Consider the following 12,730-nt stretch of genomic DNA (forward strand, 5'->3'; position numbering starts at 1 on the left):
CCCATCTTCTCACTGAGTGGAAGTCAGGGCGAGCCCGAGCCACAGCCCGCCGACGGCGAGCACGATGGACGCCGGGACGGTGAGCAGCCCGAGCCGGGTGAACTCGCCCAGCTCCGGCCGGGTGTCGTGGCGGTGCAGGATCCGCCGCCACAACAACGTCGCCAGCGAGCCGACGTAGGTGAGGTTCGGCCCGAGGTTGACCCCGATCAGCACGGCCAGCACCACCGGTGTCCCGCCGGCGGCGGCGAGCGGCAGCAGCACCAGCACGGCGGGCAGGTTGTTGATCAGGTTGGCGAGGACGGCCGCCACCGCGGCGGCGCCGAGCAGGGCTGGGAAGGAGGTGGAGGTCGGCACCAGGTGGCTCAGCGCCTCGTCCAGTCCGTTGTCGACGACCGCGCGGACCACGATCGCCAGCGCGAGCACGAAAGCGACGAAAGGGATGCTCGCCGACCGCACGATCGCGGCGGGAGAGGTCCGCCGCCGCACGAGGGCACGGCAAGCGAGGACCGCGGCGCCCGCGAACGCGGCCCACGCGGGGCTGACGTCCAGCAGCGACGTGAGCACGAATCCCGCCAGCGTCAGGCCGAGGACGACGAGGACGAACGTCGGCACCTTCCCGGCCGGGACCGCTTTCCCGCCCCGCGGCCGGGCCGCGAGGTCGGCGGCGAAGAACCGGCGGAACACCAGGTATTCGGTGAGCACCGCCGCGAGCCAGGGCAACGCCATCAGCGCGGTGAACCGCAGGAACGAGATGCCGGTCGCGGCGACGGCGAGCAGATTGGTCAGATTGGACACCGGCAACAGCAGCGAGGCCGAGTTCGCCAGATGCGTGCAGGCGTAGGCGTGCGGTTTGGCCCGCGCGCCCATCCGCGCGGCGGTGGCGAACACGACCGGGGTCAGCAGCACGACGGTGGCGTCCAGGCTGAGCACCACGGTGACCGCCGCGGCGACGACGAACACCGCGGGCAGCAGCCGTCGCGGCCGTCCCCGGCTGAACCGCGCCATGAGCGTCCCGGCCGCCTGGAACAGCCCCTCGTCGTCGCACAGTTTGGCCAGGACGAGCACCGCGGCGAGGAAGCCGGCGACCGGGGCGAGCCTGGTCACCTCGTCGAGGGCGTCGGGGAACGAGATCGCTCCGGTCACCAGGACGATCGCCGCGGCGGGGACGGCGGCGACCGCCTCCGGGAGACCGCGTGGCCGGATCACCGCGAAGGCCAGGACGACCAGCAAGAGCGCGATGGACACCATCTCGCCGGGAATGCCTGTCAGGGCGAACCTCCTCCGGATGAAGCCGACGTCGGCAATCTAGGCTGGGCCTGGTGCGAGAGACGAACTGGGCGGGAAATCAGACCTTCTCCGCGGAGCGGATCCTCCGGCCACGCACGATCGGGGAGGTGCAGGAGGCCGTCGCCGGCGCGAGCGCGGTCAAGGCGCTCGGCAGCAGGCACTGTTTCAACGACATCGCGGACAGTCCGGGTGGCGTCCTGCTCGATCTGTCCACGCTCGACGTGGAAGCCGGCCTCGACACGGAGTCGGCGACGGTCACGGTGCCCGCGGCGGCCCGCTACGGCGACATCGCCGTCCAGGTGCACGCCGCCGGGTTCGCGCTGGCCAACCTCGCGTCACTGCCGCACTGCACGGTGGCGGGCACCGTCGCGACGGCGACCCACGGTTCCGGCCGGCGCAACCAGAGCCTGGCGTCGGCGGTGTCCGGTTTGGAGCTGGTGACCGCCGACGGCGAGCTGAAGACGTTCTCCCGGCACGACGGCGTGGTCGTCGGCCTCGGCGCGCTGGGGGTGGTGACCCGGCTGACCCTCGACCTGGTGCCGTCGTTCGACCTCCGGCAGGACGTCTTCGACGGCCTGGCTTGGGAAGCGGTGTACGAGCACTTAGACGAGATCCAGGACGCCGGGTACAGCGTCAGCCTGTTCACGAACTGGGCCCGCGACGAGGTCGACCAGGTCTGGGTCAAAGGACCGGGACAGCCTGGCGAGGATTTCTTCGGCGCGACGGCGGCGGACGGGCCACGGCATCCGGCCCACGCGGCGGGTATCCCGGCGGACAACTGCACGCGGCAGCTCGGAATCACCGGACCGTGGCACGAACGGATTCCGCATTTCCGCCTGGACTTCACGCCCAGCATCGGGAACGAACTCCAGACCGAGTACTTCGTGCCCATCCGGCACGCCGTCGCGGCGATGGAGGCGATGCGCGAACTCGGGCACCGGCTGGCACCCGTCCTGCTCACTTCGGAGATCCGCACGGTCGCGGGGGACGACCTGTGGCTCAGCCCGTTCCACGGGGGCGACCGGCTGGCGCTGCACTTCACCTGGCTGCCGGACGAGAAGGCGGTCCGCGAGCTGCTACCCGTGATGGAGGAACGGCTCGCCCCGTTCGACGTCCGGCCGCACTGGGGGAAGCTCTTCCACCGCGCGCGGACTACCCGAAGCTGGCCGATTTCCGGGCGCTCGCCGACGAACTGGACCCGGACGGCAAGTTCCGGAACCCGTTCGCCCGGCGGCACGTGTTCGGGGAGAGCTAGTCCGATTGCGACCACGCCGCGACGGGAAGGGAGAGGTACACGCCGACGTCGTCGATCCCGGTCTCGGCCTCGATACTCGTGCGCAGCAGGTCTGCCCGCTCCTGGCGGTTGTCCGCCCGGCTCGGGAACCACTTCGACCGGACCTCGACCAGGAGATCGAGCCCGAAGCGGTCGAACGGTCCCGGTGCGCGGAAACGCAGTTCCACGTCGCCCGGCTGGAGGTCGCCGTCGTACGGCTCCTCAGGGCACTCCACGGCGACGGACACGAGATGCGGGAGAACCGAGCCGAGCTCACGCAGCTTGGCATCGGGAAGATGGGGCGCGTAGGTGATTTCCACGAGAGGCACGGCACAAGCCTAGGGGCGGGCGAAACTGCTATCGTGGCGGCAGTTGCTTGCTCGCGCGGGAAGATCCCCGGCTGCTGCACTGGAGCCGCACGTTTCTCCCGAGGAGCCTTCATGTCTCTTCCCCTCGCCCGTCGTATGGACGGCGTCACCAGTTCTCCCGTGCGCGACCTGCTCGCGCTCACCGCCCGCCCTGGCGTGATCTCGTTCGCCGGTGGCATGCCCGCGCCGGAACTGTTCGATGTGGACGGCCTTCGTGCCGCCTTCGGCCGGGCGCTCGCCGACGAGTCCGCGTTGCAGTATTCGCCCACCGAAGGGAATCCGCGGCTGCGCGAGCTGCTCGCGCGGCGCCTGTCCGGTCGCGGGCTCGCGACCACTGTGGACGATCTGCTGATCACCACGGGTTCACAGCAGGGCCTGCAACTGCTGAGCACCGCCTTGCTCGATCCCGGAGCCACCGTGCTGGTGGAGGAACCGGTGTACCTGTCGGCGCTGCAATGCTTCCAGCTCGCCGGGGCGCGCGTCGTGCCCGTCCCCGGCGACGCGGAGGGGATCGACCCGGCCGCGTTGGACGAGATCGCGGCCAGGGAACGGCCTGCGCTGCTGTACCTCGTCCCGACGTTCTCGAATCCGTCCGGGCGCACGATCGGCCCGGAGCGACGGCGTGCGCTCGCTGAGGTGATCGCGCGCCACGGGTTCTGGCTCGTCGAGGACGATCCGTACCACGAGCTGCGGTATCGCGGCGAACGCGAGGAACCGTTGTCGGCCCGTCCGGAACTCGCCGGGCGCACGATCTATCTCGGCAGCTTCTCGAAGGTGATCGCCCCGGGGATGCGGCTCGGCTGGTTCCGCGCGCCCGCGGACCTCCTGCGCCGCGTCACGATCCTCAAGCAGGCGACCGATCTGCACAGTTCGACCGTCGATCAGGCGGCCGCGGCCGAATATCTGGCCATCGCGGATCTCGACGCGCACGTGCGGAAGTTGTGCGCGACATACCGCGTGCGCCGTGACGCGATGCTGGCCGAGCTGCCCGCGATCACCCCGCCCGGGACGACGTGGACCGACCCGGACGGCGGGATGTTCGTCTGGGTCACCCTTCCCGGCGGCGCGGACACGGACCGGTTGCTTCCCGAGGCGCTGCGGCAGGACGTCGCCTTCGTGCCAGGCTCGGCATTCCAGGTGGGGGAGCCGGATCGGTCGGCGTTGCGGCTGTCGTTCGCGACGCACGCGCCGGAGACGATCGCCGAGGGTTTGCGGCGGCTGGGCAAAGCGCTGGCGCAGTGAGGTAAGCGTCGTCCGGGGTCTCGTACCGGCCCGGCCGCGAGGGGCGATGCGGGTTGGAACCGACCGTGTCTCAAGGGACGACACACGTGATCCGACGGACGACACGCGTGTCCAGATGGACGACACGCGGCGGACCGGCCGCGGGCGTGTGCCGTCCCTCTGATCACGTGTGCCGTCCGGCCGGTCACGCGTGTCGTCCGCCTGATCACGCGTGTCGTCCATCCGGTCACGCGAGGCCTCTCAAAGAAGCTGCCGCGCCCATTCGGTGATCACGGCTGACGTCTTCACCGGCTGGTCCTCGGCCGTGTACGCGTAACTGTCGGGAATGGTCTTCAAGGGCGCGTCCAGTCGTTCGGCGAACCGTTGGGCGTTGGCGAGCGGGAACACGCGATCCTCGGCGGCCCAGGCCAGCAGGATCGGTTTGCCGAACCCGGCCGCGAGGTGGGCGGCTGCCTCGCGGCTGTACCGCGCCGACACACTGCCGATGGCCTTGCGGCCGTCGTGGCGGATCGCCGGATCGGTCAGCACCGGGCCGATGTAGCTCTCCATGGCCCGTGCGTCGACGGGGTACTTGGCCAGCCACCCATACGTGTTGCGCCAACGCCACGTTCGGCGGATCCGCAACGCCTGATAGAGCGCGCGGTAGGTCGCGGGATGGGCGGCGGTCGCCTTGAGGAGCCCGAAACCGCCGGGTTCCGGCGGCCAAGAGCATTCCGGGGTTTCGCAGCTGTTGAGGACCAGTCGCGCGATGCGGCCGGGATACGTCGTGGCGGTGATCTGGCTGTAGGCGCCACCGGAGTCGTTGCCGATCAGCGTGACGTCGGTCAGGTCGAGCGCGTCGAGGAACTGCGCGATCACGGCGGCCATCCCGGGCGGGGTCAGGTCGGCGTCGCGGCGCATCGGGGCCAGATGAGCGCCGAGCGGCCAATCCGGTGTGACACAACGGAAAGCGGGGGAGAGCAACGGGACGAGCGCGCGCCAGAGGTTCGCGTTCACCAGGTAGCCGTGGACGAACACGAGTGTCGGCCCGGTCCCGCTCTCGTGGTAGCGCACGGTTCCCGAGGGGAGTTCGGCCTCCTTCGCGGCGCCGAGCCGGGGATCCCGCCAGCCGGTGCCCGCCCAGTTCGTCATGCCCGCCGCCTTTCGCCGGGATAGTTCTTGTAACCGTTGCAAGAACTGTAGCGTGGTTTTTGCAATGGTTACAAGAACCGCTAGGCTTCCAGGGTGGACCCGCGCAAGGAACGGACGATCGCCGCGCTGCTGCGTGCCGCGGACGAGGTCTTTCGGGAACGTCCGGCCGACGACGTCACGGTCGAGGAGATCGCCGAGCGGGCGAAGGTCTCGGTCGGCTCCCTCTACAACCACTTCGGCTCGAAGGCGGGCCTGCACGCGGCGGTGGTGGAGCGCGCGCTCCAGGCGGATCGCGAGTACATGGACCGCGCCTATGTCCCCGGTCGCAAGCCGATCGAGCAGATCTACGCCGCGGCCGACGAGTACCTGGCGTTCTATCTGGCCAACCCCGACTACTTCCGGATGCTGGCGTTCCCCCGCGAGCCCGGCGGTTACGCGGCGGGGCACGAACTCGCGGAACGGCTCGCCCGGTCGGTCGCCGAGCAGAACGCGCGGCTCGTGCGCGCCGTGCGTGAAGGGGTGGAGGCCGGCGACTTGCGGGACGTCGACCCGGAAGAGACCGCGACCGTGCTGTGGGCGGCGTGGAACGGGATCATCAGCCTCGGCTGGCGGCCGGACGCCTTGCGTCGCGACGAAGCACAGCTGCGTGCCCTGCTCGCCGCGGCGACCGGGATCGCCGCGAACGGCTTGCTGAAGCGCTAGTCGGCCTGCGGGTCCCAGGTCAGCAGCCGGACCTTGCTGACGGTCTGGACGTGCCGTCGCATCGCGTTCGCGGCCGCCTTCGGGTCGCCGTTCCGGATGGCCTCGGCGATGTTGTGATGCTGGCTCAGTGAACGCCACGGCCTGCCGGGCTGCCGCAAGGACTCGTTGCGGCTTTCCGCGATCTGTGTGTCGATCGACCGCATGAACTCGGCGAGGATGGCGTTGTTCGCGGCGGCGGTGATCGCTTCGTGGAACCGGCGATCGCCTTCGGCGCCGTGCCCGCCGTCCTCGATCTCGGTCTTCATGTACTCCAGTGCCGCGTCGATGGCGGCGAGATCCGCGTCGGATCGTCGCGACGCGGCCAGCTCCGCGAGCTTGGTCTCCATCGCCTCGCGGGCTTCGAGTACTTCCGGAAGCCGCTTGCGGCGGGCGACCAGTTCGTCGACCGGTTCGACGTCGAGGTGATCGTTGCGCAGGTAGGTGCCCCCGCCGTGCCGGGACTCGAGCAGGCCCTGCACCTCGAGCACGACGATCGCCTGCTTGATCGACGCGCGGCTGACCCCGAGCCGCTCGGCGAGGTCGCGTTCGCTGGGGAGTTTGTCGCCCGCGTGCAGGCCGGACTCCTCGACGTGCGCCTTGATCCGCTCGACGACCTGCTCGTAGAGCTTCGCCCGGTTCAACCGGCTCAACGCCTCCGGCACTCGGTCCCCTCCCACGACTGGACAAGTGGCTTAGCCAATTTACCACTCATGGCTTGACAGGTGGTCGCCGTCACAGGGAAAGTGGCTCAGCCACTAGTCCACTCGGCCACTCGCCAGGGGGCTCCCGCCGTCAAGGAGGACGGTCATGTCCGCCCAGCTGATCTCGATCCTCGTTCTCGTGGTGATCTTCGCTCTCGCCACGACCCGTTCGATCAACATGGGGGCGCTCGCCTTCGCCGGTGCGTTCCTCGTCGGCACCCTCGCCGGTGGCCTGGACACCGACGGCATCTTCGCCGGATTCCCCGGCGACATCTTCGTGGTGCTGGTGGGCGTCACCTATCTGTTCGCCATCGCCAGGGCCAACGGCACCACCGACTGGCTGGTCGCCGCGGCCGTGCGCCTGGTCGGCGGCCGGATCGCGCTGATCCCGTGGGTGATGTTCGTGGTCACCGGCGCGCTGACCGCGATCGGCGCGGTGAGCCCGGCGGCCTGCGCGATCGTCGCGCCGATCGCGCTCGGTTTCGCCGCCCGCTACAAGATCAGTCCGCTGCTCATGGGCGCGATGGTGGTGCACGGCGCGCAGGGCGGCGGATTCTCGCCGATCAGCGTCTACGGCTCGATCGTCAACGGCATCGTCGAACGCAACCACATCGCGGGCAGCCCCGTGGTGCTGTTCCTCGCGAGCCTCGGCATGAACCTCGCCATCGCGGGCGTCCTGTTCGTCGTACTCGGCGGGACCAAACTGCGTCGCCGCCAGCTCGTGACGGCGGGCGCCGGCGGAGCGGAGACCGAGGAGGAACCGCTGCCGCACGAACAGCGGATTCCCTTGGACGGCCCCAAGATCGTGACGCTGACCGGCCTGGTCGCGCTCGTGGTCGGCACCCTCGTGTTCGACCTCGACCCTGGCCTGACCGCCATCACCGTCGCCGTCCTGCTGAGCGTCGCGTGGCCCAAGACCAGCCGCTCCGCCGTCTCCGAGATCACCTGGCCGACCGTGCTGCTGATCTGCGGCGTGCTGACCTACGTGGCGGTGCTGAAGGAGATCGGCACCATCGACTACGTCGGCAACGCGGTCACGACCGTCGGGATCCCGCTGCTCGCGGCGCTTCTGCTCTGCTACATCGGCGGTGTCGTGTCCGCCTTCGCGTCGTCGGTCGGGCTGATGGGTGCGCTCATCCCGCTCGCCGTGCCGTTCCTGGCGCAGGGCACGATCGGGCCGGTCGGCATGATCGCCGCCCTCGCCGTCTCGGCGACGATGGTGGACGTCAGTCCGTTCTCCACCAACGGCGCGCTCGTCCTCGCCAACGCGAAGGACGTCGACCGCGACAAGTTCTTCAAACAACTTCTGGTCTACGGGGCGCTCGTGGTGGCCGTCGTGCCGCTGGTCGCCTGGCTCGTGTTCGTCGTGCCCAACTGGGGTTGAGGAGGAGATCCATGCTGTCCGGACTGACTGCCGGGAAGAGCTACCGCGTCGCCCTGCGGTTCGGCGACGAATCCCTGACCTACGGCGAACTCGCGTGCGTCGCGGGACCACTCGCCGCCAGGCTGGCCGGACGCCCGCGCGTCGCGGTGTGGGCGACACCGACCCTGCGGACCTGTGTCGCGATCGTCGCCGCGCTGGCCGCCGGCGTCCCCGTGGTACCGATCAACCCGAAGGCCGGATCACGCGAACTGGCGCATATCGTCGCCGACAGCGTGCCGGACCTGGTGCTGGCCGCACCGGACGCGGAGCTGCCGCCGGAACTCGATGTGCTGCCGCGGCTCCCGGTCGAGCTGGACACCTCGGGCACACCGTGGCGAGGCGGGGAACCGGATCCGGAGAGCCCGGCGTTCGTCATCTACACCTCGGGCACCACCGGACCGCCGAAGGGTGTCCTCCTCCCGCGCCGGGCGGTGGCGTCGAATCTCGACGCGCTCGCGGAGATCTGGGACTGGACCGACGCCGACGTCCTCGTGCACGCCCTTCCGCTCTTCCACGTGCACGGCCTGATCCTGGGCGTGGTCGGCCCGCTGCGCCGGGGCGGCTCGCTGCACCACCTCGGCCGGTTCTCGACCGAAGCGGCCGCGAAGGAACTAGCCGGCGCGGGCACGATGCTCTTCGGTGTCCCGACGATGTACCACCGGCTCGCCGCCGACTGCGAAGCCGATCCCGCGCTGGCCGCCGGAGTGGGCGCGGCGCGGCTGCTGGTCTCGGGTTCGGCGGCCCTGCCCGCGACCGACCACGAGCGGATCACCGCCGCGACCGGGCAACGGGTCGTCGAACGCTATGGCATGACCGAAACGCTGATGAACTGCGGTGTCCGCGTCACGGGGGACCGGCGGCCCGGTGCGGTCGGCCCGCCGGTGCCCGGCGTCGAACTGCGGATCGTCGACGACGCCGGAGAACCGCTCTCCGACGAGTCCGTCGGCGAGATCGAGGTCCGCGGCCCGAACCTGTTCCTCGGCTACCTGAACCGGCCGGACGCCACGGAAGCCGCGTTGCGCGACGGCTGGTTCAAGACCGGAGACATGGCGATCCGCGATCCGGACGGCTACGTGCGCATCGTCGGCCGCCGGGCCACCGACCTGATCAAGAGCGGCGGCTACAAGATCGGCGCGGGCGAGATCGAAAACGCGCTCCTGGAACATCCGGGGGTCGCGGAGGCTGCGGTCACCGGGGAGCCGGACGAAGACCTCGGCGAGCGCATCGTGGCCTGGATCGTCCCCGCCGGGGACAGGCCATCGCCGGGAGAACTCGCCGACCACGTCGCCGGACTGCTGTCCCCGCACAAGCGGCCGCGGGTCGTGCACTACCTGGAAGCGTTGCCCCGCAACGAGATGGGCAAGGTCCTCAAGCGGGCTCTCCATGACTGACCCGCTGGGCTGGGACGGTTACGCCGCTTCCCTGGCACGCGCCAGGGAACGCACGGGCGCGGACGAGTCGGTGGTCTGGGAACGCACGAAGATCGGCGGCCACGAGGTCGTGGTGATCCGCTTCGAGTTCGGCTTCCTCGGCGGTTCGGTCGGGACCGGCACCGGCGCGCTCATCGAGCGGGCGCTCGACGAGGCGCGCTCGCACCGGCTTCCCGTCGTCTCGCTGCTGTCCACGGGCGGGACCCGGATGCAGGAGGGCGTTCCCGCGCTGCGGCAACTGCAGCGGATCGCGCGCGGTCTGGCACTGCTGCGCGAAGAGCGGCTGCCGCACATCACCGTCGCACGGCACCCCACCACCGGCGGGGTGTGGGCGTCCCTCGGCGCCGACGCCGACGTCGTGCTCGCCGTCCCCGGAGCTCAAGTCGGGTTCGCCGGACGCCGGGTGCGGCCGGAGCGGTACGCCGACGATCCCGCGTACACGGCGGAAAACCAGTACGCGGCCGGATATGTCGACGAACTCGTGGCCGAGGACGCGATCGCCGACCGGCTGGAGGTCTGGCTCGGGCTGCTGACCGGTGCTTCCCGGAACCGCCCGGCGGATCTGCCCCGCGCGCTCGGCGCCCTCGACTCCGCGGCCGACGGCTGGCAAGCCGTCCAGCGCGCGCGGTCGGCGGACCGGCCCCGCGCGGACGCCTACCTCGACGACTACTTCGACACCCGTGTCACCCTCCGGGGCGGCGCCGACGACGGAATTCTTTGCGGGTTCGGAAACAGGGGCGGGCGGCCGATCGCTTTCGCGGCGCAGAACGGGACCGCCACCACGCCCGGCGGTTTCCGGACGGCGACCCGGCTGATCCGCCTCGCCGGCAGGCTGGGGCTGCCGGTGCTGACCCTCGTCGACACCCCGGGCGCGGCCGCCGATCCAGCCGCGGAAACGGCCGGGGCGGGGAACGCCATCGCCGAACTGTTCGGCGCGATCGCGGCGGCGGAGGTGCCGGTCACGACTCTCGTCATCGGGGAAGGAGGCTCGGGCGGCGCGCTCGCCCTCTGCTCGGCGGACCGGATCTGGCTCACCCCGGACGCCTGTTTCTCCGTCATCGCCCCGGAACTGGCGGCCGGGATCCTCAAACGGGGTCCCGAAGAGATCCCCGCCCTCGCCGACGCGCTGAAGCCACGTCCCGAAGATCTGCTCGCCCTCGGTGTCATCGACGGCATCGCGGGACCGGAACCGGTCACCTTCCTGAGATAAGGGGTTCGACATGTTCAAGCGGATGTCCGTCGCGGTGCTCGCCGCGGTCACGCTCGGTCTCCTGGTCACGCCGCCCGGCCAAGCCGCCGGGGCCGCCCGCTACGTCGCCATGGGCAGCTCCTTCGCCGCGGGGCCGGGAATCCCGCCGCAGCAGCCCGGAACCCCCGCGGCCTGCGGACGTTCGACGAAGAACTACGCGACTCTCGTGGCCGCGGAACGCGGATTCGCCCTCACCGACGTCACCTGCAGTGGCGCGACCACGGCGAACATCCTCACCTCGGGGCAGGCCGGCCAGCCGCCGCAGATCGAGGCCGTCACCCGGGACACCCGGCTCGTGACGGTCACCATCGGCGGCAACGACGTCGGCTACGTCGGGAGCTTGTTCACCTACGGCTGTCAGAACACCGGCGGCGCGAACTGCGGCCAGGTCGACCAGAACGCCGTCCGCGCGGCGCTGAGCACGGTGCACGAGAAGATCGGCGCCGTCGTCGCGGAGGTCCACCGGCGCGCGCCGCGGGCGCGGGTGCTGGTCGTCGACTACCTGACGATCGTGCCGCGCACGGCGCCCGCCTGCGACGGCGTTCCCCTCACCCCGGAGCAGCTGGTCTTCGAACGCGAGGTCGCGGACCGTCTCGCGGCGGCGACCCGGCGGGCGGCCCGCGCCGAACGGGCCACCCTGGTCCCGGCGGCCGCGATCAGCGCGGACCACGACGCCTGTGCCACCGTCCCGTGGATGGAGCGGTACGTGGCCGCGCCGGGACGCGTGCCGTACCACCCGAACGAGGCCGGGATGGCGGCCGTCGCGGACCTGGTCACGGCCCGGCTGCACTCCTGAGAGGCGCGGGGCGGCCGACCGTGTCGCGAAAGCCACTTTCGGGACATCACACGTCGCGAAAGTGGCTTTCGCGACACCCGGCCCGCCGCTTGGCCTTACCGACCGACAGCCGCGCGGAAAGTACGGCGGTAGCTGTCCGGCGGCACTCCGACCGTGCGGTTGAAGTGCCGCCGCAGCGTGGCGGCGGTGCCCATCCCGGTGGCCTCCGCGATCAGGTCGACGCTGTCGTCGGTCCGCTCCAGCAGTTCCTGAGCGCGGCGAATGCGCTGGGTCAGCAGCCAGCGCAGCGGGGTCGTACCGGTCGCCGACCGGAAGTGCCGCGCCAGATTGCGTGAACTCATGTTCGCGTGCCGGGCGAGGTCCTCGACGGTCAGCGGCCGGTCGAGCCGCTCGGTGACCCAGGGGAGCAGGCCGCCGAGCGGGTGGTCGTCCTGATCGGGCACCGGTGCGGTGACGAACTGGGCCTGCCCGCCCGCGCGGTGCGGCGGGACGACGAGGCGGCGGGCGATGGTGTTCGCGACCGCCGAACCGTGGTCGGACCGGACCAGATGCAGGCACAGGTCCATCGCGGCGGCCTTGCCCGCGGAGGTGAGCACGCTGCCGTTGTCGACGTAGAGGACGTCCGGATCGACCTCCACCGAGGGAAACCGGGCGGCGAGGACGTCGGTGTGCGCCCAGTGTGTCGTCGCCCGGCGGCCGTCGAGCAGCCCGGCGGCCGCCAGCACGAACGCGCCCGTGCACAGGGACGCCACCCGCGCGCCCCCTTCGTGGGCGGCGCGCACGGCCTCGACCAGATCCGGCGGCGGATCGACGTCGATGTCCGCCCAGCCGGGGACGATGACGGTGCCGGCGCGCTTCAGCTCGTCGAGCCCGTGGTCCGGTTCGAGCAGGAATCGCCCGACCTTCACCGCTTTCGAGCCGTAGACGCCGAATTCGTACAGGCCGGTGTCGAAGACCTCGTGGGCGATGGACAGCTCGAACTGCAGCATCCCGTCCGTGGCGGCGAGGGCGACCGTACTCATGTCCGAAAGTGTACGCATGATGGCGTTCCGGACACTGTCGATCGGCCGGATCGGCCGACAGGATGGT

General features: G+C 70.8%; 11 protein-coding genes and 1 pseudogene. 7 read left to right on the forward strand and 5 right to left on the reverse strand.

What is annotated here, in order from left to right; translation table 11 throughout:
- Window positions 1-9: 9 nt before the first annotated feature.
- The gene (locus ACZ1DY_RS20125) at window positions 10-1,248 is read right to left on the reverse strand and encodes an ArsB/NhaD family transporter (protein ID WP_257487225.1); all 1,239 of its coding nucleotides are present in this window, start codon (window positions 1,246-1,248) and stop codon (window positions 10-12) included.
- 71 nt (window positions 1,249-1,319) lie between these two features.
- On the opposite strand from ACZ1DY_RS20125, the pseudogene ACZ1DY_RS20130 reads away from it, so the two are divergent.
- A pseudogene (locus tag ACZ1DY_RS20130) lies at window positions 1,320-2,542 on the forward strand (FAD-binding protein).
- Here the strand turns inward: ACZ1DY_RS20130 and ACZ1DY_RS20135 are convergent.
- The gene (locus ACZ1DY_RS20135) at window positions 2,539-2,889 is read right to left on the reverse strand and encodes a hypothetical protein (protein ID WP_257487223.1); all 351 of its coding nucleotides are present in this window, start codon (window positions 2,887-2,889) and stop codon (window positions 2,539-2,541) included. The pseudogene ACZ1DY_RS20130 and the gene ACZ1DY_RS20135 overlap by 4 nt on opposite strands.
- Before the next feature lie 111 nt (window positions 2,890-3,000).
- Here ACZ1DY_RS20135 and ACZ1DY_RS20140 point away from each other — a divergent pair, with 111 nt between their 5' ends.
- The gene (locus ACZ1DY_RS20140; RefSeq protein WP_465485347.1) at window positions 3,001-4,170 is read left to right on the forward strand and encodes an aminotransferase-like domain-containing protein; all 1,170 of its coding nucleotides are present in this window, start codon (window positions 3,001-3,003) and stop codon (window positions 4,168-4,170) included.
- Between the two features lie 240 nt (window positions 4,171-4,410).
- On the opposite strand, the gene ACZ1DY_RS20145 is transcribed toward ACZ1DY_RS20140, so the two are convergent.
- Complete coding sequence (locus ACZ1DY_RS20145; RefSeq protein WP_465485348.1) at window positions 4,411-5,301, reverse strand: alpha/beta fold hydrolase; 891 nt, start codon at window positions 5,299-5,301, stop codon at window positions 4,411-4,413.
- A gap of 93 nt (window positions 5,302-5,394) precedes the next feature.
- Between ACZ1DY_RS20145 and ACZ1DY_RS20150 the strand changes: the two genes are divergently transcribed.
- A complete protein-coding gene (locus ACZ1DY_RS20150; protein WP_465485349.1) occupies window positions 5,395-6,003 on the forward strand; it encodes a TetR/AcrR family transcriptional regulator in 609 nt (202 codons plus the stop codon).
- Here ACZ1DY_RS20150 and ACZ1DY_RS20155 read toward each other — a convergent pair.
- Window positions 6,000-6,704 (reverse strand): FadR/GntR family transcriptional regulator, encoded by a 705-nt coding sequence (locus tag ACZ1DY_RS20155; protein WP_126732230.1) that lies wholly within the window; start codon window positions 6,702-6,704, stop codon window positions 6,000-6,002. The two genes, ACZ1DY_RS20150 and ACZ1DY_RS20155, sit on opposite strands and share 4 nt — an antisense overlap.
- 145 nt (window positions 6,705-6,849) lie before the next feature.
- On the opposite strand from ACZ1DY_RS20155, the gene ACZ1DY_RS20160 reads away from it, so the two are divergent.
- The 4 genes from ACZ1DY_RS20160 to ACZ1DY_RS20175 are packed head-to-tail and all read left to right on the forward strand — an operon-like array spanning window position 6,850 to window position 11,641.
- Window positions 6,850-8,127, forward strand: coding sequence for an SLC13 family permease (locus ACZ1DY_RS20160; RefSeq protein ID WP_465485350.1), 1,278 nt, complete (start codon window positions 6,850-6,852; stop codon window positions 8,125-8,127).
- 11 nt (window positions 8,128-8,138) lie between these two features.
- A complete protein-coding gene (locus ACZ1DY_RS20165; RefSeq protein ID WP_465485351.1) occupies window positions 8,139-9,557 on the forward strand; it encodes an acyl-CoA synthetase in 1,419 nt (472 codons plus the stop codon).
- Window positions 9,550-10,806, forward strand: coding sequence for a carboxyl transferase domain-containing protein (locus tag ACZ1DY_RS20170; RefSeq protein WP_465485352.1), 1,257 nt, complete (start codon window positions 9,550-9,552; stop codon window positions 10,804-10,806). Before ACZ1DY_RS20165 ends, ACZ1DY_RS20170 begins: the two co-directional genes overlap by 8 nt.
- Window positions 10,807-10,816: 10 nt before the next feature.
- Entirely contained in the window at window positions 10,817-11,641 is an 825-nt protein-coding gene (locus ACZ1DY_RS20175; protein WP_465485353.1) for an SGNH/GDSL hydrolase family protein, read from the forward strand.
- A 95-nt stretch (window positions 11,642-11,736) separates the two neighbouring features.
- Here the strand turns inward: ACZ1DY_RS20175 and ACZ1DY_RS20180 are convergent, their stop codons facing one another.
- A complete protein-coding gene (locus ACZ1DY_RS20180) occupies window positions 11,737-12,663 on the reverse strand; it encodes a helix-turn-helix domain-containing protein (protein ID WP_465485354.1) in 927 nt (308 codons plus the stop codon).
- Between the last annotated feature and the right edge of the window lie 67 nt (window positions 12,664-12,730).

This window comes from Amycolatopsis sp. PSD-21 (genome assembly GCF_055561455.1).